General features: G+C 32.0%; 28 protein-coding genes. 23 read left to right on the top strand and 5 right to left on the bottom strand.

Annotated features, from left to right (window positions below; genetic code table 11):
- Positions 1-322: 322 nt before the first annotated feature.
- Positions 323-1336, bottom strand: coding sequence for a type II toxin-antitoxin system antitoxin SocA domain-containing protein (locus tag A5893_RS02685; RefSeq protein WP_068820996.1), 1014 nt, complete (start codon positions 1334-1336; stop codon positions 323-325).
- 2 nt (positions 1337-1338) lie between these two features.
- Entirely contained in the window at positions 1339-1689 is a 351-nt protein-coding gene (locus A5893_RS02680; protein ID WP_082911279.1) for a toxin, read from the bottom strand.
- A 201-nt stretch (positions 1690-1890) separates the two neighbouring features.
- Here A5893_RS02680 and A5893_RS17610 point away from each other — a divergent pair, with 201 nt between their 5' ends.
- On the top strand, positions 1891-2040 hold the full coding sequence (locus A5893_RS17610; RefSeq protein ID WP_157687379.1) for a hypothetical protein: 150 nt from the start codon (positions 1891-1893) through the stop codon (positions 2038-2040).
- A 47-nt stretch (positions 2041-2087) separates the two neighbouring features.
- Here A5893_RS17610 and A5893_RS02675 read toward each other — a convergent pair whose 3' ends face one another.
- Entirely contained in the window at positions 2088-2681 is a 594-nt protein-coding gene (locus A5893_RS02675; RefSeq protein ID WP_068820994.1) for a master DNA invertase Mpi family serine-type recombinase, read from the bottom strand.
- Between the two features lie 156 nt (positions 2682-2837).
- Here A5893_RS02675 and A5893_RS02670 point away from each other — a divergent pair, with 156 nt between their 5' ends.
- Complete coding sequence (locus A5893_RS02670; RefSeq protein WP_068820993.1) at positions 2838-3713, top strand: TaqI-like C-terminal specificity domain-containing protein; 876 nt, start codon at positions 2838-2840, stop codon at positions 3711-3713.
- On the opposite strand, the gene A5893_RS02665 is transcribed toward A5893_RS02670, so the two are convergent.
- Positions 3691-7488, bottom strand: a complete 3798-nt coding sequence (locus A5893_RS02665) for a DUF7149 domain-containing protein (protein WP_068820992.1) — start codon at positions 7486-7488, stop codon at positions 3691-3693. The genes A5893_RS02670 and A5893_RS02665 overlap by 23 nt on opposite strands.
- A gap of 752 nt (positions 7489-8240) precedes the next feature.
- Between A5893_RS02665 and A5893_RS02660 the strand changes: the two genes are divergently transcribed.
- The 21 genes from A5893_RS02660 (at position 8241) to A5893_RS02575 (ending at position 23827) form a co-directional block, all read left to right on the top strand.
- Positions 8241-9272, top strand: coding sequence for a hypothetical protein (locus tag A5893_RS02660; RefSeq protein ID WP_068820991.1), 1032 nt, complete (start codon positions 8241-8243; stop codon positions 9270-9272).
- A 200-nt stretch (positions 9273-9472) separates the two neighbouring features.
- Positions 9473-10318 (top strand): competence protein CoiA, encoded by an 846-nt coding sequence (locus tag A5893_RS02655; RefSeq protein ID WP_068820990.1) that lies wholly within the window; start codon positions 9473-9475, stop codon positions 10316-10318.
- A 233-nt stretch (positions 10319-10551) separates the two neighbouring features.
- Positions 10552-10704, top strand: coding sequence for a hypothetical protein (locus tag A5893_RS17605; RefSeq protein ID WP_157687373.1), 153 nt, complete (start codon positions 10552-10554; stop codon positions 10702-10704).
- A 60-nt stretch (positions 10705-10764) separates the two neighbouring features.
- Positions 10765-10917, top strand: a complete 153-nt coding sequence (locus A5893_RS17600; RefSeq protein ID WP_157687370.1) for a hypothetical protein — start codon at positions 10765-10767, stop codon at positions 10915-10917.
- Between the two features lie 368 nt (positions 10918-11285).
- Positions 11286-11531 carry a DUF4304 domain-containing protein gene (locus A5893_RS18265; RefSeq protein ID WP_157687455.1) on the top strand — a complete coding sequence of 82 codons (246 nt, stop codon included), beginning with the start codon at positions 11286-11288 and terminating at the stop codon, positions 11529-11531.
- A 265-nt stretch (positions 11532-11796) separates the two neighbouring features.
- A complete protein-coding gene (locus A5893_RS02650; RefSeq protein ID WP_068820989.1) occupies positions 11797-12375 on the top strand; it encodes a Crp/Fnr family transcriptional regulator in 579 nt (192 codons plus the stop codon).
- A 104-nt stretch (positions 12376-12479) separates the two neighbouring features.
- Complete coding sequence (locus A5893_RS02645) at positions 12480-12920, top strand: SRPBCC family protein (RefSeq protein WP_198342241.1); 441 nt, start codon at positions 12480-12482, stop codon at positions 12918-12920.
- Positions 12917-13288: a hypothetical protein gene (locus tag A5893_RS02640; RefSeq protein WP_068820987.1), complete on the top strand. Its 372-nt coding sequence runs from the start codon at positions 12917-12919 to the stop codon at positions 13286-13288. Before A5893_RS02645 ends, A5893_RS02640 begins: the two co-directional genes overlap by 4 nt.
- Positions 13289-13562: 274 nt before the next feature.
- A complete protein-coding gene (locus A5893_RS02635) occupies positions 13563-14279 on the top strand; it encodes a hypothetical protein (RefSeq protein ID WP_068820986.1) in 717 nt (238 codons plus the stop codon).
- Between the two features lie 335 nt (positions 14280-14614).
- Positions 14615-15577, top strand: coding sequence for a PD40 domain-containing protein (locus tag A5893_RS02630; RefSeq protein ID WP_068820985.1), 963 nt, complete (start codon positions 14615-14617; stop codon positions 15575-15577).
- A gap of 11 nt (positions 15578-15588) precedes the next feature.
- A complete protein-coding gene (locus A5893_RS02625) occupies positions 15589-16107 on the top strand; it encodes a toxin-antitoxin system YwqK family antitoxin (RefSeq protein WP_068820984.1) in 519 nt (172 codons plus the stop codon).
- Between the two features lie 168 nt (positions 16108-16275).
- Positions 16276-17028, top strand: coding sequence for a hypothetical protein (locus A5893_RS02620; RefSeq protein ID WP_068820983.1), 753 nt, complete (start codon positions 16276-16278; stop codon positions 17026-17028).
- Between the two features lie 461 nt (positions 17029-17489).
- Complete coding sequence (locus A5893_RS02615) at positions 17490-18920, top strand: serine hydrolase domain-containing protein (protein WP_068820982.1); 1431 nt, start codon at positions 17490-17492, stop codon at positions 18918-18920.
- Positions 18921-19205: 285 nt separating this feature from the next.
- The gene (locus tag A5893_RS02610; protein WP_068820981.1) at positions 19206-19739 is read left to right on the top strand and encodes a carboxymuconolactone decarboxylase family protein; all 534 of its coding nucleotides are present in this window, start codon (positions 19206-19208) and stop codon (positions 19737-19739) included.
- A 59-nt stretch (positions 19740-19798) separates the two neighbouring features.
- Complete coding sequence (locus tag A5893_RS02605) at positions 19799-20215, top strand: nuclear transport factor 2 family protein (RefSeq protein WP_068820980.1); 417 nt, start codon at positions 19799-19801, stop codon at positions 20213-20215.
- An 11-nt stretch (positions 20216-20226) separates the two neighbouring features.
- Complete coding sequence (locus A5893_RS02600; RefSeq protein WP_068820979.1) at positions 20227-21108, top strand: helix-turn-helix domain-containing protein; 882 nt, start codon at positions 20227-20229, stop codon at positions 21106-21108.
- Positions 21109-21588: 480 nt separating this feature from the next.
- Positions 21589-21912, top strand: a complete 324-nt coding sequence (locus tag A5893_RS02595) for an ArsR/SmtB family transcription factor (RefSeq protein WP_068820978.1) — start codon at positions 21589-21591, stop codon at positions 21910-21912.
- Positions 21913-21918: 6 nt separating this feature from the next.
- Positions 21919-22401 (top strand): SRPBCC family protein, encoded by a 483-nt coding sequence (locus A5893_RS02590; RefSeq protein ID WP_068820977.1) that lies wholly within the window; start codon positions 21919-21921, stop codon positions 22399-22401.
- Positions 22391-22786 carry a DoxX family protein gene (locus tag A5893_RS02585; RefSeq protein WP_068820976.1) on the top strand — a complete coding sequence of 132 codons (396 nt, stop codon included), beginning with the start codon at positions 22391-22393 and terminating at the stop codon, positions 22784-22786. Before A5893_RS02590 ends, A5893_RS02585 begins: the two co-directional genes overlap by 11 nt.
- A 3-nt stretch (positions 22787-22789) precedes the next feature.
- Positions 22790-23368 carry a YdeI/OmpD-associated family protein gene (locus A5893_RS02580; RefSeq protein ID WP_068820975.1) on the top strand — a complete coding sequence of 193 codons (579 nt, stop codon included), beginning with the start codon at positions 22790-22792 and terminating at the stop codon, positions 23366-23368.
- 282 nt (positions 23369-23650) lie between these two features.
- Positions 23651-23827, top strand: coding sequence for a histone H1 (locus A5893_RS02575; RefSeq protein ID WP_068820974.1), 177 nt, complete (start codon positions 23651-23653; stop codon positions 23825-23827).
- A 128-nt stretch (positions 23828-23955) separates the two neighbouring features.
- On the opposite strand, the gene A5893_RS02570 is transcribed toward A5893_RS02575, so the two are convergent.
- Positions 23956-24429: a JAB domain-containing protein gene (locus tag A5893_RS02570; protein WP_068820973.1), complete on the bottom strand. Its 474-nt coding sequence runs from the start codon at positions 24427-24429 to the stop codon at positions 23956-23958.
- Between the last annotated feature and the right edge of the window lie 270 nt (positions 24430-24699).

Below are 24699 nucleotides of genomic sequence, written 5' to 3'. Positions count from 1 at the left end.
AATATTTATTATATAAAACGAGATATTTTTTTTATATCAATAATTATATATTTCAGATTATAACTAACTAATAATAAGATTTTTGATTTCAAAGTAACTGGCAAAAGTTCCATTAGAAGGGCATTTACAAAGAATAGATCGACTTAATTTAAGCTAAATTATCTTCCACTCTTGCGCTTCGCAATTAACGAGTTGCTGATCTATTTAATTTATTCGATCGATCCTTCACCACTACATTTTTAGCAGTTTAAGTAATATCAAGAAATATTCTATTCTGCTTTAAAAAAATGCTGGATAAAAATTCACTATTTGATTTTACTTTTTAATCCATAATAATCCCAATAACATCAAACGCATATTTCTGGTAGCTAATGAAGTTCTTATCCGCTTGATTTTCAGTCCAAGCTTTTTCTTCATGGCTAATATCAACCACTTTTTTAGTCCCTAGCTTACCAAGGCTATTCACCACTTTCCAAATTACTTCAATCTCCTCCTTGCTAAAAACGTTTTCCTTAAAATTGCTTAATGCTTTAAATTCTTCTGCACAAAAATCGTTAAAGTATTTTGGCTGTATGGAGATCTGTTGATCATCACTTAATCTGATATAAAGTCTTTCATACTCTGAAGGAACAGGTCCGTAAGGAATTGCCTTGTAAGACATCCCGGTAATAGAATAGCCAGTATTTTTGAAATTAAGGAAATCTGCATAGAACAACAGTTTGTTGAGTTTGGTCTTGTAAAGATTGGTAGTGTTTTCGCAGAAAAATGCAATAAGATTTGAAATTTTATTTAATTCCGGTAATTTATATCCAGTAAATTCATTAGGCTCTTGATGATAAAATATCTGTTCATTAAAGATCATATTCCAGATATTTACTGTTTCTCTTTTTTGCACTTCTTTCGCCACGGTAATATATTTATCACTTTCTTTTGCCGTCAACAGGTGTTCACTCGCCTCCACTTGCTTTATAAATTCTGACGGTTCCTTTACCGATAAAATCAACCTTCCGTTGGAGACGGACGGCATCTCGCCGTTTTCATATAAGCGATAGGTATTCGCTCCTAAACCTAATATCTCAGACATTTTAAAAGCAGAAACCCCATATTTTTCCCTGATCTGTTTCATCTCCTCGGGGAATGGGATTCTATACTTTTCACGGTACTGATTGTAAACCTGAGTGATATTCAGTGTATCCAGTTGATCATCTGTAAACTGCTCTCCACTGTCTTTACATAAATAATAATGGTAAACAACATGAAACTTTTCTTTTTTGTACAGCAGGGTATCCAACGCTCGCTGTAATAACATTTCTTTTCCGGTTATTGGGCTTTTCATTCTTATTTTTTGTGCGGATATTTCATTTTATGTTCAGCTGTGTGAAATGAAATACAGATCACGCTGCTATCTGGTATTCCCATAGAAATCTTGATATATATCTCTTCGCCATTTAATTTCTTACCGAACACCCACATACTTGCTACACCATAAAGTGTATCATCAAGGGGGCCTTCTGAATAATCCTGGACTTCAATAGTTTCAATGATCTCTTTTCTTTTAAGCGGTATAATATCTAGTGCTAAAAGGGCTTCTGTATTTTTCTTCCTATGGTCTCTAAATAAAATATCAAACACGCTGTATTTAACTTTAAAATCATTGAGGAACTGCGCTACATCTGATACTGTGGACAAAATTTAAACTTTATAGGGAATAATCAAAAGCAATAATAATAAATCTAACTGAATTATTAACAATTACTCATCAACTAAACCCCATTAAACATGACTTAAATCCATCATTTCTACAAACGTATCACAAGTTTTCCACATCTACAAATATTAAACGTATAAGTTGTATTTTTGTTACATATAATTTAATTATTAAACTTAAAAGTGGAAAGGAGGTATGAAGTTATGGCACAAGATTCTAAAGGACGAAAATTTAACAGAGTTGAGGAATACGAAAAGCAAGTTGGTGGTAAAACAGTAACCGTTAAAGAACACATTAGAAGTAATCGTAATGATTCAAAAGGTAAGAAGTAAATCAAAAAAGGGATAGCAAATGTAATTTGTTATCCCTTCTTTTATCACTATTGCTGTTCTTTAATAAAAGTAGAGACAGTGAAACGATGCACTCCTAATATCCTGCCAATAGCACTGAAAGAAATATTTTTCTCTCTCAATTTTTTAATCTCCTCTTCTTTACCCGTTAATTTCCTGATCTGAGAACGGCTTCCTTTTGGCCTTCCCAATATTTGACCTTCAGCTTTCCTCCTTGCCAACGCCTCTTTTGTCCTTTGAGAGATTAAGTTTCTTTCAATCTCAGCTGATAATCCAAAAGCAAAAGCCAATACTTTCGAATTAATATTATTACCTAATTCGTATCTTTCCTTTACGGTATAAACCATGATGTCCTTCTCCATACAATCATGGAGTATTTTCATAATCTGCATCAGATTCCGTCCCATTCTGGAAAGTTCTGATACCACTAAAATATCGCCTTTCTGCATTTTGTTTAAGAGTGCACCAAATTTCCTTACCTCCAATTTCTTAGTGGAACTAATGGTTTCTTCTATCCACTCATGAATAGGAAATTCTTTTTTTAACGTAAATTTCTCGATTTCAAACCTTTGATTTTCGGTAGTTTGCTTGTCAGTACTGATGCGGATGTAGCCGTAATTCATGATGTCGTTGTTTTAAATATGATTAATTTATACAGAACAAGATTATGAAAAATGAATGGATCACTTAATGTTTACGAATAAATTAAGTGTTAATGGAGCGGTTTTGTTAGACAGGGTTCAAACTTTACCAGTGGGTTTTCCGCTGAAAACGGCTGGGTGGTTTTAAGTGACATAGAGGCGAGAATAAAAGCCAAAATTGAAGCGGTTGGCACTCCATTAAAAAATTGGGATATACAAATAAATTATGGAATCAAAACAGGCTTCAACGAAGCGTTTATTATTGATGGAGCAAAGAGGGAAGAACTACTAAAAAAATCTCCAGAAGCTGATGAAATTATACGTCCGATTTTACGCGGCAAGGACATAAGAAAGAATAATATTGAGTTTGGGGATAAATGGCTTTTATTTATTCCATGGCATTTCCCTTTACATGAAAACCCCTCAATCACTGGATCATCTAATTTAGCAGAGCAAGCTTTCATAGCCAAATATCCAGCAATCTATAATCACCTTCTGGGTTTTAAGGATAAATTAGTAAAAAGAAACCAAGCGGAAACAGGAATTAGATATGAATGGTATGCCCTTCAAAGGTGTGCTAATACGTATTATAAAGAATTCGATGAAGAGAAACTAGTTTATTCTGAAATTGTTAGAGAACCTCAATTTTGCTTAGATTTTAATAAAATGATAGTCAATGATACCTGCTTTATTATGACTGGAAAGAAGCTAAAATATATATTAGCAGCCCTAAACTCTGACCTAGTTTTATACTTTTATAAGAAATTTTATGCTGGGGGTGGCTTGGGCGAAGATGGAATTAGATATAAGAAAATATTTCTTGAAAAATTACCAATACCTAAAGTTTCTCACTTTGATGAACAGATAATATATGATTTAGTAGACCTTATATATTTAGAATCCTCAATAGCTAATGAGAATATGAAAATGATTGATGAGTTATTCTTAAAGTACTATCAAATTTCGGAAGAAGAGAAATCTGAAATTTATTTTAAATCTCAACAAAGCCTATAGTTTCTTTTTCTTGTATAGTCAATTCATACAAATCGAACACCATTTGGTTTAACTCGTTTTCAACTTTATTTTTTATTACATGCTTCTCCCTCAATTCAAACACTTTTCTAATAAATTTTTCCTGTATCTCGCTTGAAACTAAAGGAATAGGAAACTGTTCGACATACATTGGTTTATATTCAAAGTATCCCCCGTTTCTAGTTACGCCTAACTGCTTTATATAGAAATCAGCAAGACTAGAATTTAGCAAAGCAAGTATGTAAATGTTATCTGTGGCAAAGAAAGGAGAAGGTGCGTTTATCATCATCGGCTCTTCAATAAAAGCAAATTGTCCTTTTAAAGCTAGATTACCCCAAGCTATTTTAGGTTTATTAAAGTCTTCTAAATAAGCGCAGTTTCGGAGATTTGTCCAATGATCACCCTGATCACATCTTAATTCTATCTGAGGAAGAAACTGTTTAAGATAATCGTATACAGCAGGATAGTTATTTTCAATGTCAATTCTCTGCATTGCACCCTTAATACCATTATGTGTATTTATCAACCATAGCCCATCCCACTTATAACTAAACCTTTTAATATTTCTACCTAAAAGAATCGGACGTATAATTTCGCTCAAATCTGCCGAACCAGATTTGGCTTGTAAATCCTTTTTTGTTTCTTCATCAATAATAAAAGCCTCATTATATCCAGTCAAAATCCCTCGGTAAATATTAATATCCCAGTCTTTAAGTGGTATTCCATTAGCTTCGATTTTCCTCTTAATTCTCGCTTCAATTTCTGTAAGAATTACCCAGCCTCTTTCAGAATTAAATCCATCTTGAACAGTAATAGCATGTCTAATAAAATCGCTCATTTTTTCTAGACTATCTAATCCTTTTCCAATTAAGCAAGTTTGTGTACTCCCGCTGTAATCTGCCTTCTGGGAAATAAGAATATTGGTATCAACCGTTGCTGATTCAAAAACCTGGTAACCTCCAAAATCAATCAACAATAAAGGATTACTTTCTTCCAAGAAAAATTTTCTAGTAGCAACTCCGTAATTTGCCCGCATCCACTTGTTAGATGTAATGTATCCGAAATAGTAATTTGGTTTTAGCAAACGTATTGCCTGCTCGTAGAACAAACAATAAATATCGCCAGTACGAGCAAAGGTTTTAAATCCTCCCAATTGCAAAACATCTGCATCAGCACCCATTTTCTGCAATTGGATATAAGGAGGATTTCCAATAATTACTTCAAAACCCTCAAATTCTCCTTTATCATTCCAAGCTTCTGGAAACTCGTATCGCCACTCAAAAGCACTTCTATAAACAGCATTATTTTCTATTTCGATAATTTCATTTTCAAATTTCTCAATCTGCTTATTCAGTTTGGCAACTTCTTGCTCCATTTGGTCTTCCGACTGCTTTTTGCCAAATAAATCAAAATTGTTTTGCGCCAAACTTAACTGCCCACGTAATTCAGACAAACGCTTTCTTTTTGGGTCTCTGCGACTTACTGTATCCTTAAATTGCTCTTTAATACTTTTAATAAAATTGAGCAATTCAACTTTTGCTAATTTGTTAGGCGCTTCTTTATAGGTACTTACTGCAAGCTGATAATCTAAAACACCAAACTTTTGCTTTTTAAATACCTCACTTAAATCCTCGCTTAGCTTAAATTTGCTTAACAGAGAATTGCCTTGTTTAATATTAATATCAATATTTGGCAAGGTTTCAAGTTCCTTGAAATTTTCCTCATTACGGTAATAAGCATGTTTTAATAACTCAATCCACAATCTGAGTTGACATATTTTTACAGAATTTGGATTGATGTCTACACCAAATAAACTTCCCTCTATTAACTTCCTCTTTTCGTTAAACAATGTTTCTTGGATACGCTGTATTTCTGGTGCAATACGATGTTTCCCATTTGCGTCTGTGTTTACACTGTATTCAAAAAAATCTTGTGTTCGGTGGTAAGAAACCACCAACTCATCATTCGCAATACTTACATCTACATCGTTCAAACGATGACCGAGTTCGTCGGCCAAAATGCCTAATTCTGCTTTAATGGCAATTAACTCATTTAAACTTGAAACCAAAAAGTGACCAGAGCCAACTGCTGGATCCGCAATTTTTACGGAATCTAAAACTTTATTAAATTCTAAGATATCGCTGCTATTTTTTTTATCTGATAAATGATTTTTTAAATCATCAATATTTTGGCATTTCCACAGATAAGTTTCGTTGAATTTTTGGACAACTGCTTTTCTGATAGTTTCCTTGCATAAAAACATAGTGACAGCACCAGGAGTATAAATTGAGCCATCTTTATAACCATTAATTTTTTCAAAGACCAAACCCAAAACAGCTGCATTAATAATTGTTTTATTCTCTTCTTGCACCTCTTCTTTACCTACAGATGCAAAATCATAAGCTTCTAAAAAATTAAGAAAATAATGTAGGGTATTAATCGGCTGAACCTTATTTCCTTTTGGATGGTATTTAGTTAAAACAGACTGGGAGTAAAGGTCAATATACAGGTTATCGTCAAGTGCATTAACTTTAATACTAATATCTTCCAGTTCCGAAATTTCAAATAAGGAACTGTTTAAATAAGGAATATGTGTGTACTTTTTTTGTATTAAAGCTGTGCGCTCTTTAGGCTCTTTTGCCAAAACTTGGAAAAACAATTTATATAGTTCGTCATAGTCATTTATGGTTTGAATATTTAGGAATCTATATTTTGAATCGCCCTGATGGTATTTTATTAATTGCGCTTCCAATAATTTTAAAAATAAAATTCTATTTACCCATGTAATGCACAGTTCCAGTCCAAGACTAAAAATTTTCTCTTCTATTGTTTCTCCAAATAAAAATTGTTTGGGCACTTTCCGCAAAGCATCTTCCGTTTGCAAAATATTGATTGCATTTTCAAGCATAGAACCTTCGTTCCTTTTTTCCGTTGGCAAACGTTGAATAACCTTTTTCCCTTTATCTTTAACCTCCTCTAAACCAATAATATGTAAAAGCTCCTTGTAAAAACCAGCATCTAAAGAATTACTATCATTGCTGAAAGGCAGCTTTAACAAATTTACTGGCGAAAAAAACTTGAACAAAGGAATTAGTTTTACATCATTTTGCTTTTTGCCTTCTAAGTATGGAATATACTCTCTAATGTCAACATAAGTAAAGCTTATATCTTTATCCAAAGAGTCTAAGAAAGGTTTGGCAATTTCATTATAAAAAAGATCTGTTTTTGAGCTTGTTTTTTGACCCGATTCCCATTCTTTAAACGCCTTTTGTAATTGAGTGTTTTCTTTAAAAACTTTTTCAAAAACGGTCGCATCAAATAGAAACCACTCATAAACATTGGTAATTACTAGATGAGTAAGGGAATTATTTTTATGGTTTAAGCGTTCTTGTAAGAAATATAGAATTAATTCATGCATGCTTCTTGCATTCAAATTCTCTTTTGTAATCATTTCCGTTTTATTGGAAGGCCTTTTTACCTCGAATAAAACTCCAACTGGTGCACTAGCATTATTATCTAAATGGATTGCTAAGTCTGCCCGCCCTTTTGTAGCTATTAAATGAGTTGGATTATAATAGGTATCCCGTAAAAAATTAACTAGATGACCTTTAATATTTTCCTCCGATTCCTGTTCGTTGATATTTTTCAAAAGATCATTGAAATTTCTCTTGAAGGCGTCCAGTGATTGCCGTTTCGGCTTAATTAACCTATATGCTTTATTAATTTTTTCTAATAAAGTGATGAAGGAAATTACCATTTAGAGTTTAAATTTAAGATATGCTGGATTTGAACCTGAAGTACAGCGAATAAAAATTGTAAGATAAAAAATATAAGTCGAAAAAATTGGGGTAATAAATTGATTGTTTTAGAGTAAAAGTACTATTTTGAATAAAGAATTGAATTAAACCATATTATAATTTTAAATTCTCAAACTCATTATTCCAACTATAGGAGATTTTAGCAAAACACATCATACACAATAAATAATTAAGGATTTTTAATCAGTTTCCAACAATCTATTTAAAACCCGCCAAAGCTTAAATAATTACAAATAAAAAACCCTTAATTTTTAAATCGAGTAATCAACTTACACAGCCGTAAAATTAAGGGACATTTAAAAAAAAATCGTTAGCCTTATAATACTACCATCCTAAATGGTAAACTATAAACCCTAACGACCTTTAATACAGCAAATATCTAAATTTAAATAATATATTAAAAAATATCAATTGTTTAATATCAGCTCCGTGTACAAAGCACTTAATATTACTTAGCCGTTCGCCATGTAACGCAGGCCATGCAGGAATTCTTAATAAACAGTTTTGATAATCCGCTAAAGAAGAAGTAAACTAACTGCTCAAAATAACCTTTAAATATGCTGGTTTTTCAAAAAAATTATTTAATTAACTTTATGAACTAACACCCCCACAACTAAACGAAAATAGAGATATATTGCGGTTTTACAGCATATACTATTTAAGTACCAGTAATTTTAAAAAACGACATAAAATGAATAAACTGACAATTCTAATCCTAACAATTGGACTTTTTTCAACTAGACTTTTGGGACAAACGGTAGTAGACATAACTGAAACAACTTTAAAAGTAGATGGACTTGGTGGAGAAGAAATATTATATTATGGTTTTTCAGAAGGCGACCAATTAATTTTTAATTTTCAAGAAGTAAATGGAAAAGAATTGAAAGAAATTGAAATTATTGAGCTCCCTACTTCATCTAAATTCATGGACTATAAATCAACCAAAATCGAAAACAAAACCTTGAATATTACAAGAACAGGAATTTATAAATTCAGACTTCTAAATAATGCAATTGGTGGACGAATTTGTAAAGTGAAAATTCAAAGAATTCCTGCTAGTGAAGAGACAAAAAATTTCAATTCTTCTGTTTATTGGAGGACAGTTCAAGACACAATATACATACCAACGCTAGAAAAATATTTAGTAAAAAGCGACACAACAGCACAAGAAATATATTCAAGTAATCCTCAAATTTCTTCTACCAATGCTATAAATGGAAACAAAAATTCACAAGTTATAGATTTTATGCTACCTGCTAACACAATATCTTGGAGCTTTTACATTGGAACTGGAAGTGAAGGAAAAAGTGAATACGATAATGCCAGAATCAATTTTACTCAAAATGCAGCTTCTTCGATTTCAAAAATGCCAGGCTATGGTCCAATGGCTGCTTTAGCTTTAACAGGTGTTTCATATTTTAACAAAGTTCAAGGTGAAGACAATGTAAAATACTGGTTTTTAAGTGACGCTAACAGTGTAGCCCTTTTTAATGCTGGCCAAACATTTATGCAATATAAAAGAGGTGATGTTGTAAACGAAGCTTCGCAAATGAAATCACCATTAAAGGGCAAGGTTTACCTTGCATTACTTAACGACAACACAGTTGATCCAATTAAAGTTACAATTAAAGTAGCGGTAGTACAAGTAACTCAAATTTGGAACACAAGAACAATTCAAGTTATGAAAGTAACAAATCGACAATTTGCATATTTGAAAAATTAAAACGTAAAAAGAAAAGCTACTGGAAAAAGCAAATTTGCAAAAAATGGCAGATGTTGTTTTCGATAATTCATCAGTTATCTATTTAATTTAGTAAGGCATGAAAATAGTTCTGCAAGCCATACCATTTCTTTACAAATTAGCAAAACGTTATTTGACAGATTTAAGAAAGGTCGTAAGAAAAAGCTCAAAAAAAATAAAATATGCAATTTGCAATATTAGGTAATAATCGAATAGAAGCTCAACCGAGACTTAACGGTTTGTGTTCTTGTTGTTCGAAACCTGTTATTGCAAGATGTGGCACAAGAAAAATATGGCATTGGGCACATAAAAGTAAAACTGATTGCGACAACTGGTGGGAGCCAGAAACAGAATGGCACCGTACCTGGAAAAACAACTATGCAGCTGATTGGCAAGAAATATCTTTACTTAATGAAACAACAGGCGAAAAACATATTGCAGATGTTCGTACAGTTCATAATCTCATTTTAGAGTTTCAACATTCGAATATTCATCATCATGAACGTACCTTACGTGAACAGTTTTATAAAAACATGGTTTGGGTAGTTGATGGCACACGTCTAAAAAGAGATTACCCTCGTTTTGTTAAAGAGTGGAAAAAAGACGGAATTAGCGAGGTACATCAAACAGAAAAATCAGGAATATTTAAGATTTGGTTTCCAGAGTATTGTTTTCCAGAAGCTTGGCTTAAAAGTTCAGTACCTATTATCTTTGATTTTCGGGGAGATGGATTATTAGAAGATTCCGCAGGATTGCGAAATAATCTTTACTGTCTATTTCCACAAGTTGGGATGCATGCAAGAGTGGCTGAGCTTTCAAGAAAAGCTTTCATAAAGGCAACAACAAATGGAGAATGGTCTTTGCGTATTCAGGAATTCATAAATGATTTTAGAAAACAAGACGAAATTGAATTAAGAAAACAGAAACAAACAATGTTTCGCACATCAAACAAAGTAGTATACACATGGAGAGGAATTCCACTAATTGGAGGTTCTAAAGAATTTAAAAAACGTAGAAGAAAATTATAATTTCATAATATGCTATTCCTGTTATTTGAGATGTTTGCTAAGTGAATCTCGTACAATGAAATAATTAACGATTTTTATCCGCTTAATACCAAAATTTTCAAGTTTCACCACCCAACCTTTAAACAAAAAAAGCCCTTACTGTCCGGAGTGTTCAGCGTAGCGTCACTTCGGATTAAAGAATAGAAAAGAGTTTTAAACTCAAAATAAATCTAAAATTATATAGATATTTAACTATGTGTAAATACTTATTCTTACTATTATTAACAGGATTTGCTTTTCCTGCCTCAGCCCAATTTTTGGATAGCATCCCTGCAAAGGAAGCTATTAACCATTACAACGAAACTGTTAAAGTTTATGGAACGGTGAGTGGCGGCCGCTGGTTGTAAAGTTCTAAAATCACGCTGCTCAATATAGATGGTGTTTATCCAAATTCATCATTAACCCTTATGATCAAAGATGAAGATCGAAGCAAATTTAGTTATGCCCCGGAAGAATTTTTAAAAGGTAAAAAGATTGTAGTAAGTGGGAAAGTAATAGCATTTAAGGATAAACCAGAAATAATAGTAACAGAGCCAGCTCAGATAAAAGTTCTATTATAAAAAGATAATTTATAGCTAAGCTCCTTAATTTTGTTGTAGGTTATATGATTTAATAATCGGCTCGTTTGATGATTTATAGAATAATTATATGAGTAATAAAAAAACAAAAACATTCCGTAATACAACAGAATTAGGTTTTATTATGGAAAATTAATACTACATATATACAAGTTACCTGCAACTGCAAAGACAGACCGAATGAACTCGAAAGATTACAAAAAGATAATTTTAGATAAAATATCCGAGAAACTAAAGGTGCTACATTTCAAAAAGAAAGGAAATGTCTTTAACTTTTCAAATGGAGACTTGACCTATTTCATTGGTATTCAAAGCAGTCAAAGTTCGACGTCGACGTCCTTAAATTAACTATAAATACTGAAATAGCATCGGAACTTATTTCAAAACTTGACGATATAAGTCTACCAATTGAACATCAACGACATTATAACAGAAGAATTGGGAATTATCTCGAAGACAATCAAGACAAGTGGTGGACTATTGACAGTCGAAATGCTGCTGAACGCTCTGCAAATGAAATTGCTGAAATAATTACAGAAAAATTAATACCAAACTTTAATTCTCTTAAAAGCACAAATGACTTAGCGACACTTTAGAGAAATGGAGGTTGGTTAGGGATTACAGAAGGCCAGAGAAAAAACTATCTCTCCTTACTTGAAAACATTGACAAGTTGAAAGCAGCAGCAGGTAACCACAAATTTGTATTATAATGGCAGAACTGCTTTGCGTTATTTCATCACAATTAACTAAGTTTATACGGGTAGACAAGTTTTTGCTTTCTAAGCCATTACAATACAAATTCGCCAATCGTTACCTGCAAGGCTAAAAGACCGACAATCCAACTAAAAATCAACTAGAAACTTGGACTCATTTAGACAATTCATTGAAATATACACGACACTTTCAGACGTAAACTGGAAGCAAATTTCTGTGTGCTTTGAAAAACGAATAATTGAAAAAGACGAAATTCTTTTACAAGAAGGTAAAATTTGCAGACACTTGTATTTTATCGAAAGTGGACTTTTACGCTATTTTATTATCAAAGACGGTAATGAGATTACCAAATTCTTTACAGAAGCACCTTACTGCTTTACTTCACAAGTGAGTTTTACAGCCGAAAAACCAGCAACTGAGAACATACAAGCTATTGAGCAATCGGTTATATGGCAAACAACTTTGACAAAAGCAAACGATCTTTTTGAACTTAAATCTTGGAATACCTTTATTCGTAAACTTATTCAGGAAGTACAATTTTATACCGAAGAAATTTTACAGGAAATACAAACCGAAACGGCCGAAAATCGTTACAGAAAAATGATAGAAACCACTCCACAATTAATTCAAAGAGTACCTTTGAAATATTTGGCTTCTTTTTTCGGGATTGCTCCACAGTCATTAAGCAGAATTAGAAAAAAGATGGTATCCACTCATCGAACTTAACATAGGTGTAGTAGATTAAAATAATTAAAAGGGAGTTTTGCATCATCGTTTAATAAATCAAAAAAATGAGGCCAATATCTCTAATCATTTTAATGCTATTCGCAATGACAGTAAAATCCCAACAAACTGATTATCAATTTAGTCATACAGACAGTACCTCAGCAAAAACCCACAAAATTTGGCAAGTATGGATTAACGTTCAAAACTGGAAACAATGGGATGAAGGTTTAAAAGAAGCAGTGCTTGAAGGAGAATTTGCTGTAGGTACAAAGGGTAAGCTAATTCCTTATAAAGGACCAAAATCAAAATTCATCATTAGCGAAATTGAACCAAATAAATCTTATACTTTCAAAACTAAAATACCATTTGGATGGCTTATTATTAAACGTACATTGGCAGTGAAAAATGACAAAACATATTTTACACATAATGTTGAGTTTACAGGAATTTTAAAAAAGATTTTAGGACGTAAACTTGGTAAAAATTATCGGGCAATGTTACCAATCGTTATGGATAAAATTAAACAAATTGCTGAAAGTAAATGAAAATAATACTATTAACTTATCTCGCTAACATAATTGTTGCAGGTTACATCGGCATTTCCTCATTATTTTTCCCTAAATTTTCCTCTGCAACAATTTTCCAAAATTCATATCAAACAACTGATGTCATTAAGCTTATAGGTTGCTTATGGCTTGCCATTGCCATATTATCTTTATTAGGCCTCTGGCATCCATTAACATTTTCTCCAGTTTTATTACTGCAACTGATTTACAAAAGCACTTGGCTTTTAGTTGTTGCAATTCCTGCAATACGTCAAAATCAAACTTATCCATCTGTTATGGCTATATTTTTCTTAGTTTGGGTGTTAGTTTTACCTTTTGTGATTCCTTGGTCAGAATGGACTAAATAAACTGGACAGGAGAAAACCACTAAAAGTTAGTGATTCAGTCGTTCAATGTAACTTGAAGCGTCTTGCCAACTATTTCAAGGCAGATGAAAATAAAAAGAATGGCAAGCAAATGAAGTAGAAAAAGACCAGCAGATAACAGCACCCACAACAATTGATGGTCCAGTGGTCAATTTAAGATTTGTGCTTAGTAAAAAGCTTTGGGTTGGCAGATAGTTTTGTGTTTCTAAATCGCCAACTTCTTATAGCTGCAAAACGTGAGTAGAATATAATAATTATGAATACTTTATACGAATTTGAACAATTTTATTTTGCAATAAAGGGAAATAGATGGTACTGGTTATTTTCAATTTTTTGTCGGGTTTCCTTAGCCTTCGCTTTTTTTGCTGCTGGTATGGTAAAAATTTTAGGTGAGAGATTTGCAAATGGTTTATCTGAAATTCATCCTATGGGCTCATATCTTGTAGCGTTATATCACACAGGATACTATTACACTTTTATTGGTGTTGCTCAGGTAATTGCGGCTATTTTATTGCTAATTCCTGGAACTGTCTTATTAGGTGCTTTATTATATTTTCCAATTATATTAAATATATGTATTCTGTCATTTGCAGTTCGCTTTGAAGGATCCTTGGTTACATCACCTTTAATGGTATTAGCAAATTTATTCCTGTTGGGGTGGCATTATGATAGACTTAAATATATTTTACCCTTTAAAAAATTTTCAAATTACTCTTTGTTCGTAAAGCCTGTAAAATATAGTACTGTGTTTCCCTTCATCTTTTTTTCGTCAATATTAGTAACAATCATTTTAACAATTGGCATCACTGAATTTGCATATGACACAATGCCTCACAATTCATTTAAAGATTGTAAAGAACAGTTTAAAAACACAAAGAACGTAGTAGTTGGATGTGATTTTTGTGATTGTGTTCATAAGAAGGGAAAACCACTTGACCAATGCTTAGAGGAATTAAAAAAAGCAAAAAAATAGAAAATACTACTGCAAACAAGCGTTTTGCAAAAAGCCGGTTCATTTTTAATCAAATTTGCAAGTTATCAAAACTAGGCTTTTCGTAATGTTAGCAAAGCGTATCATGTCTCTCAGGTTATTTCACACTTCTTTATAAACAGTTTTTTTAATCCACTAAAAAAAGATTAACCAATTGTTCATAATAAGCTTTAAATATTTGCTTTTTCACACAAATTATTTAATTAACTTTATGTTTCTCATACTCCTTCAATAAAATAAAAATAGAGATATAGGGCGTTTTATAGTACATATTTATAAGTTGTGCGTCATTTTAAAAAACCCGATACCGTATTATAATGAAAGTAACAAACACGATTTTCTTACTATTTCTGACATTAGGGGCTTGTTCAACAATCAAAAAGACAGATGAACCCTTAAAATATTCTGACAGAACAATATCAATCCCTGAAAAATTTGCAGAAGGAATAATTTCGACTGATGAAGCAAGTGAATTTGACATTTGTTTTGCACCAAACGGCAAAACTGCATTTTTTACTCGCAGAACTGGTAGCGAGAAACAAAAATTGTGGCAGACGAATTTTGAAAATGACATGTGGACAAAGTCAATACAATTACCATTTTCGACAGATAGAGACGAAACCCCATTTTTCTCTCGGGACGAAAAAACTTTATATTTCGGCTCAGACAGACTAATTGAAGGCAGACCGAGCAAGGGAAACTTTGATATGAATATTTGGCGAGTTGAATGGATAAATAATAAGTGGGGTAGTCCAGAACCATTAAATTCAAACATAAATGCTGTTCAGGAAGTCAAAGAAGAATGGCCATCATCAAATGAAAACTTTATATTCTCCCTTGACAATGAAAATTTTATTTATACAACTATGCTTCGTGGTGATAAAGTACTTGAAGTTTATAAGACGACTAAAAAAGGAGATGAATTTACCAAACCTGAAAAAATAACAGGATTATTTCAAAATGAAAAATCTTGGAAGTATTCTGCAGTGCTTTCGCCAGATGGTCAATATTTAGTTTTCAATTCTTATGAAGCAGAAGGCGGAGTAGGAGGAGAAGACGTTTTTATTTCCAAAAAAACATCCAATGGGTGGACAAAGGCGAAAAGCATAGGAAACTTAGTGAATACAAAAGCCGAAGAAAGTAGCCCAAGATTTTCGCCAGACGGTAAGTATTTCTTTTTTGGCAGAGAGTTTAAAAAAAAACCAAATGAAGATGGAATTTGGAATGTCTTTTTCATTGAAACAGCTTATTTAAATTTTGAAACCCTTTTTAACAATTAAAACAAAAATATATGAAATCAATTTTTCTTTTTTTCTTCATTATGTTTTGGTCTCTGATTTCTTTTGGACAAACTGTTATAGATGTTTCAAAAACACAAAAAACAACTAACAATGGAGTAGAAGTTATAAACTTTCAAGGCAAACCTTTAACAGGTTTTCTAACTGAAAACTATCCAAGTGGTAAGCTCAAAACTTGGAAAACAATGAAAGATGGAATTCCAAATGGTTTATGGCAAGACTGGTATGAGAACGGAAAGCTAAAATTTAATGCTTATTGGCTTGACGGTAAAGGACATGGACTTTGGGAATATTATCACGATAATGGTGTTTTACGCCAGGAAGAATTTTATAATTTAGATATTCCAATTGGAATCTTTAGAGTTTTCTACTACAATGGACAGTTGAAAGGAAAAACGAGCTGGTTAAACGGCAAGAAACACGGAATTTGGACATACTACAATGAAGCTGGGTCGTTATTAAAAACAGAATTGTATGACGACAATAAATTAATCTCAACTACCGAAAAATGAAATAACAACAGACTTGGGCAAAAAGCTGGGTTGTTGATTATATTATAGTTTATTGCTACATCACACTTTGTGTTATAATGAAGTTTAGTGCTGGAGAACACCTCCTTCAATAAGCCACAAAACTTTAACAAAAAATGTAAAAGCAAATTACAAAATTTAAACTTTTATATGGAAAATCAAGAAATTTTAATTTTAAAGAAGAAAGTTAAATTACTTACAATCAATTTCTACGCACTTACAATTGTAATCGTTTGTTTTTTTCTGTTTTCTTTTATTTATAATAAAGATGAAACATTCAATGAAATAACAGCGAAAAAACTAACAATTGTAGAACCAAATGGACAAACAAGATTAGTATTGGCTAACTCTCAAAACTCACCTGCAAACCTGATGCATGGAAAAACGTATGGTTTAAAAGAAGGAGGAAGACCTGGTTTAATTTTTTTTAATGATGAATTAACTGAATGTGGTGGCCTTGTTTTTACAGGTAGAAAAGATGTTAAAACAGGAGAATATTTTGCATCAGGTCATTTTTCTTTTGACCAGTATGATCAAAACCAAGTCTTATATCTACAATATTTAGATGATAATGGCTCAAAGAAAACTGGCCTTTATGTAGACGACTGGCACAAAGATCCAAATTTCGCAGAATGGCGAAAAGAATATAAAGAAGCTGAAAAAATTCCAGATGAGATTGAAAGAAAAAAGAGATTGGAAGAATTAAGGTTTCCTAAAAATTCTGAAACAGCATTTGCAAACAGAGTTTTTATAGGTAAAGATGTAAATAAAGATGCAGTGTTAAACCTTTCAGATACCAAGGGAAATGTGAGATTGCAAATTAAAGTTGATTCTCTTGGAAACGCAGAAATTCTATTTCTGGACGATAAAGGCAAAATAACTTCAAAATTTCCTCAAAATTAAAAAAACTCATTTCATAATGCTGCTTTATATGTTAGCAAATCGCATATATGTGGCTTATCGTCCTTAACCATAAAGAAAAAATCAAAACAACAGAGGCTGAAATAAACAAAACTAAAAGTTATTTAAACCATTTGCAAGATATCCCCCCCGCGCGGGGGTAGGGGGTGGTTAATAAACCCAGCTTTTCGTAATGTTAGCAAAGCGTAACATGTCCTGCAGGTTATGTCGCACTTCTTAATAAACAGTTTCTTTTATCCACTAAAAAAAGATTAATCAATTTTAACGATAACACTTAAATATTTGCCTTTTCACACAAATTATTTAATTAATTTTATGATACTAATACTCACACAATTAAACAAAAACCGAGATCTATAAGTGTTTTTATCGAACATATATATAAGTTAGAGTCATCGATACATAGTCAAGAATCTAACGCAATTTTATATAAAATTTATAAAATGAAAAAAGTAATAACCGTTATATTTTTAATGTGCATTTTGAATATTGTTTCTGCACAAGAAGGAAATATTCCACTTCCAAAAAACATTCAAAAATATACGTTAACTTATTCTCAACTCAAAGAATATGAAGGACTTTTTGAATACATCAATAATGGTACTTTACAAATTGCAGCTTCACCAAAAGACACCATATTATACGCTATTATTAACGAAAGCAAATATTCACTTACACCATTTGAAAAAGATGTTTTTACGAATATGTCAAAAGAAAAAGTTACATTTTTTAGAAACACAAAAAATAAAATTGCAGGTTATTACGCAGAAAATGATACCTTAAAATTATTGAATAAAAATATTAAGTTTCCAAAAAAACTGTGGTATCCAAGACCTTTAAAAAACCAAAATAACAAATATTCTTATCAGACACCCAAACAAATTAATGATGGATTAATTACAGCAAATGTTGCGAAAACCGTATTAGACAAAAATTTATTAAATGAAATGATGCAAAAGGTCATTGATGGTCAATACCCAAATGTTCATAGCATTTTGATTATCAAAGACGGTAATTTGGTGTTTGAAGAATATTTTTACGAACACGATAAAAACAAACTTCACGAACTAAGGTCTGCAACCAAAAGTTTTGTTTCTGCATTAACAGGAATTGCCTTAGACAAAGGATTTATCAAAAGTAAAGACGAAACTATACTGTCTTATTTTCCCGAATATACAATCGAAAACAACACTGATAGCAAGAAAAAAATCACAATAGAAAATCTTTTGACAAACCAAAGCGGACTTGATTGTGATGTAAGCAATCCTCAATCAGTTGGCAACGAAACAACAATGACTAAAACAGATGATTGGGTAAAATTTACCTTAAATCTACCAATGCTTGATAGTGCAGGAAGAATAGGAATGTATTGTTCAGGCAATCCAATTATACTAGGAAAAATCATTGAAAAAGCTACAAAACAAACGTTATCGGAATTTGCAAAAGAGAACCTTTTTAATCCTCTTGGAATTAAAAATTATGTTTGGAATTTTAAACCAGACAAATCAAGTGTTGAAACATTTTGTCAAGTATATTTAACGTCAAGAGATATGGCAAAATTTGGATTGCTTTATCTCAATAAAGGAATTTGGAATAACAACCAAATCATTTCTAAAGATTGGGTAGAACAATCTTTAAAAAAACATTCCGTAGTGCAAGGCGTAAATTATGGTTACTTATGGTGGAATAAATATTTGGAAGCTGACGGAGTGAAATATTATTCTTTTGGAGCACAGGGAAATGGTGGGCAGAAAATATATGTGTGGAAAGAGCTAAATATGGTTACAGTCATAACAGGCGGAAATTATAATTCTCAATCACCAAGTGACGAACTCATTAAAAAATATATTTTGCCAGCGTTTAATAAGAAATGATTATTGACAAAAAGATTAACGTACCACTAATAGCTTTTTCACAATTGCGAATTAGGACGTTTTTCTTTCGCGAGAAATATTATCTTAACAGAAGATAAACTGTATTAAAGCTCGTAACAGACGCAAAGCCGTAAAACGTAAGTTCCAATCGTAGGGAAGACACCAGCAACAATTGGAAGTTTGAAAAAATCGTCCATCATCAGGCGGTAATCCTCCATTTTAGAATATTTTAGGTCATCCCATATTTGCATTGTCAATAATGACTTAAATTTAAAAACGTATAAGATGATAACTTTTCAAGTTCCAAGCAGAGGAGAAGTATCTGCAGAAAATCAAGAAAATTTTGATAATCTAAAAAAAGGACTAGGCATGGTTCCAAACCTGTATGCAGTAATGGCAATATCTGAGAATGCTTTAGGTAATTATCTTCTATTCCAAAATGCAAAAACTTCATTTTCAAATAAAGAAAAACAAGCTGTAAATTTAGTAGTAAGTCAGGTAAATGAATGTCACTATTGCCAATCAGCACACACTTTGTTAGGCACAATGAATGGCTTAACTGAAGAGCAGACCATAGAAATCAGAAAAGGTAATGCTTCATTTGACATCAAATTGAATGCTTTGGTAGTGCTTGCAAAAGAAATTACGGCGAAAAAAGGTTTTGCATCAACAGAAACAATTGAAGCATTTATAAGTGCAGGATTCACAAAAAGTCAAGTAATTGAGTTGGTCTTTTTAGTTGCTGAAAAAACAGCAATGAATTACGTTCATGCAATTACAAATGTAGAGATTGACTTTCCCTTGGCAAAAGCTATTTAATCATTTAAAGAGGCTAAGTTTATACTTTAAAATTAGCCTCTTTTTTAATTATCAAAAATATGGAAAATAAACGATTGCCACTTCCTCCATTTACTATGGAAACAGCCTTGCAAAAAGTTCAATCTGCCGAAGATGCATGGAATACCAAAGACCCCGAAAAGGTTTGTTTGGCTTACACCCTTGATACAGAATGGAGAAATAGAACCGACTTTATCAACGGCAGAGAAGAAGTAAAGAAATTCCTAAAAAATAAATGGGAAAAGGAATTAGAGTATAAATTAAAAAAAGAGTTGTGGGGCTTTCGTGAAAATAGAATGGCTGTTCGTTTTGAGTACGAATGGCACAACCATTCAGGCCAATGGTTTCGTAGCTACGGCAACGAACTGTGGGAGTTTGATGAAAACGGGTATATGCAAAAACGTTTTGCAAGTATCAATGATTTAGCTATAAATGAAACAGAACGCAAGCTAAAATAATTCTTTATATGATGACAGAACAAAACGTTTTTACGTTGGTTAATCCTCAAAATGGCAACTTAGCATTTAAGCTATTTTCGTTTGATGATGACAGTTATTTTGACCACGTCCAACGTAATAATTATTACTCACTTATTTGGCTAACCCATGGCAAAGGAAAATTAAAAGCTGATTTTTCGGAGTATGTTTTTTCGGAAAACAGTTTGTTTTCATTTTCGCCCTATCAACCTTTTATGCTTTCTTCTAGCAAAACAATAAAAGGATTTGCTTTACAATTCCATCCTGATTTTTTTTGCATACATAAGCATCAGGCCGAAGTGGCTTGCAATGGCGTTTTGTTCAATAACATTTATTACCCGCCATTTATAACAATTGATGAAAAATCAGCATGTACATTTCAAATGTTGATGGACCAAATGAGAAAAGAGATGCAGAATCCTGCCCTAGCTCAATATGAACTTCTAATTTCTTTACTGAAGATATTTTTAATCACAGCTTCAAGAATAAAAACAGAGCAAGAACCTCAAGCATTAAAAGCAATATCTAAACTAAAAGAACCTTTCATACTTCAAAATTTGAAAGATGCTATTGAAAAAGATTTCAAGACAAAACATTCGGCAAGTGATTACGCTAAGGGTTTAAACATTTCAGCAAGTGCATTGGCTAAAATTACTAAGACGCATTTCAATAAAACTTTAACAGATTTAATTTCTGAAAGAATCGTAATTGAAGCTAAAAGAGAATTGTATTTGACTAACAAAGCTATTAAGGAAATTGCTTACGAACTCGGCTATCAGGATGAATATTATTTTAGCCGTTTCTTCAAAACAAACGCCGACATTTCACCTCAAACCTATAGGGACACAGTTGGTTTTGGACGGGCTAGCAATTGAGCCATATATTTGAATCTACAAAAAGGAACTTAACAGCTAACGCTTTAAAATAATCAGTAAATATTGGAAACAAAGCAACAACAGACAGAAAATGCTAGCACTTAACAGCAGCCATAAGAAATCAGCGATTCAGTGGGTAAATGTGGCTATGTGCTTCGTGTCAAATTTAATGGTGTGTCAGTTTATTCCTTCCAAATCGCCAACTTCTTACAGCTTCAAACCGTTATAGAATATTAACAAATAAAGTTTTAAATAAATTGCCTTAATACGATAATTATCTTTATAATAATCTTAACACTCCGAGCAATCTTAAACAAATTGACATAAAAGCCTATTAGAGAAATATATGGGTTAGCTATCATTCAAATGCTATCCTATCTAAAAAATTTATCGCCATTTTCTATTATTCCAAAAAATTATTTCAGAAATACTTGCGTAGTTAAATAACTACGCTTACTTTTGAAGTCAAATGACTACATAATGAATTTAAGAAGAGACGTTTTTCAGGCAATCGCAGATCCAACCAGACGGGCAATACTTCTGTTATTGACTTCTCAGGCAATGACAGCAGGTGCAATTGCTTCCAATTTCAACACTGCAAGACCAACGGTTTCAAAACATTTACAAATACTTATAGAATGTGAATTGCTGAAACAGGAACAAAACGGCAGAGAAATTCATTATGAAATTAATGTAGATAAAATGAAAATAGTTGCAGAATTTTTAGAGCCTTTCCGACAAATGTGGGAAGACAAATTCAACAAATTAGAAGCAGTTATGAAAACCTATCAGGCAAAAAAATAAAAAATAATGGAACAAAAAACAAAAATAATTGCCGAAAAAGGCAAGCAAGAAATTACAATTACAAGAGAATTTGATTTGCCAATTGAATTGCTTTTTAAAGCATATACCGAAGCTGAATTTTTGGAACAATGGATGGGATTGAAAGTGATAAAACTTGTAAATAAAAATCACGGAAGTTTTGAGTTTGAAACCATAAGAGAAGGAAGAGTAGTTTTTAAGGCTAACGGAACAATCCATCAAATAAAGAAAAATCAAAATATAACAAGAACATTTGAAATGGACAATTTACTCGATGGGATTAGAATTGAATTTTTGGACTTTGAAAGCATCACAGATAAATCAAGCAAATTGACAATGCAAATGATTTACAAATCTGAAAAACATCGGGCAGAACAATTAAAATTACCTTTTGCAAACGGCTTAAATATGGCACATAATAGACTTCAAGAACTTTTTAACAATTTAAATCATCAACAAAATGGAAAATAAAAAATCAAAAACCATCGCCTTTTGGACAGTAACAGGCTTTTTATGTTTTGGTATGACACTTGGTGGAAGCGGGCAACTTTACAGAGCGAGTTTTAATGTAGACGGTATTGTACATTTAGGTTTTCCGGTTTATTTATTGACTATAATAGGTTTATGGAAAATACTTGCAGTGGTGGCAATACTTATTCCTAAATACCTATTACTAAAAGAATGGGCTTATTCAGGTTTATTCTTTTTACTTTCAGGAGGAGTTGTTTCTCATTTTGCAAGTGGGGATGGAATTTTAGAAGCATTGCCAGTATTTATGTTTATGTGTTTGACAGTTATTTCGTGGTATTTAAGACCAGCCGACCGAAGACTAATTCAGTTAAACCCAAAAAACTAAAATATGAACCCCAAAGTAAATTGGTTTTTTGACAAATCAACTAAATGGCAAGAAGCCTATCAAGAGTTGAGAGAAATTGTACTTTCTTTTGATTTAACTGAAGAATTGAAATGGGGTTGTCCTTGTTATACTATTGACAAAAACAATGTACTTTTAATTCACGGTTTTAAAGATTATTGTGCCTTACTTTTTATGAAAGGTGCAATTATGAAAGACCCTAAAAACATTTTGATACAACAAACAAAAAATGTGCAATCGGCAAGACAAATACGTTTTACAAACCTTGAAGAAATAACTACGGAAACTTCTATTATCAAATCTTACATCAAAAATGCCATTGAAGTTGAAAAGTCTGGCGTAAAAGTGGAAATGAAAAAGACTACGGAATTTAAAATGCCCGAAGAATTTCAGATAGCTTTAACAGAAATGCCCGAATTAAAAACTGCATTTGACAACCTAACACCAGGACGACAAAAAGGGTATTTATTATATTTTTCATCAGCCAAACAATCCAAGACAAGAAACGAAAGGGTTGAAAAATATATTCCGAAAATACTTGACGGAAAAGGGTTGGATGATTAAGCGATAAATAATGGCAAATACAAATAGGAAAAATGATTTTCGTTTTCAAAACAAGTGTAAAAACAAATAAACAAGCATTAAAACTCAAACCACATATTGACAAGATTTTGCCAAATGTAAAATGGAACTTTGACATTGAAGACTGTGATAAAATATTGAGAGTTTGAGAATCTAAATAAAAATTTTAATAAGTAAATTGAGTCAGTTACTAATTGTAACTTATGATACTAAAAATTAACTTCCCTATTAAATTTCTATATTAATTCAAACAATAATAAAGACATGGATAAATTTAAAGAATTGAAAGCCATGATTGAAGGTGCAGAAGCAGAAGCCACTGCTTTTTTTGAGAAAGGAAATAAAGCTGCGGGCACACGTTTAAGAAATGCAATGCAAAAAGCAAAAGTATTTGCTCAGGACATTCGAAACGATGTTACTGCTAAGAAAAACGAAGCCTAAAAAATAATATAACCCAACTTATTTAGTTGGGTTTTTTAAATATTCTGAGTTTTCATCCCAAATCAAAACATTGTATCTTTATTATATAAAAAGCTCAACTTCCGTTGAGCTTAATTTCAAATATTTATTTAAGGTAACATTCCATCGTCTGCAAAAGAATAATATCCTTCAGAGGTTACAATTAGATGGTCTAAGATTTCAATATCCAATAATTTACCACCTTCCTTAAGTTTTTTTGTGATAGAAATATCTGCTTGGCTCGGCTTTAAGTTACCTGAAGGATGATTATGTGCTAAAATTATGGAACTTGCACATGCTTTAACAGCTGTTGCGAAAATTATCTTTGGATCTACTAAACAACCTGAAACTCCTCCAGAAGAAGCTTCGAATAAACCAATTACCCTATTTGACTTAGTTAACAACAAAATCTTAAACTGTTCAAATAAATCAATCTTATGATGATCCCAACCTTCAGAAAATATCTTAAACACTTCTTTTGAGTTGTCAACTTTTATCCTTTCTGAATTCTTAATTTTTGATGAATAACTGATGCTGATTTCTGCTACATGAAATAATGATGATTGATTTGTGAAGGTTTCCATAATACTAAATTTTAATTGTTATTAAATTAATTATGGTGCATCTAATGGCTGTTAAACCGACAAAGGGAAGGGTAGAAATTTTAAAAATGCGGAGGCTCCGACGTAAGGTGGATACCCATTTTTCAAATAGACCCTTGCGAAGCATACCCGTGTTGGATTAAGGGCCAAGATTAGTAGCATGATTAATTGATGATATGAATTAGTCTTATAGAAATCCTTAGCATTATATTATAAATTATTCATTTACAAGGGATACAGGGGTACAACTAT

Origin of the sequence: Pedobacter psychrophilus (assembly GCF_001652725.1) — a bacterium.
Taxonomy (GTDB): domain Bacteria; phylum Bacteroidota; class Bacteroidia; order Sphingobacteriales; family Sphingobacteriaceae; genus Pseudopedobacter; species Pseudopedobacter psychrophilus.
This window is presented reverse-complemented; position numbering and strand designations above follow the sequence as displayed.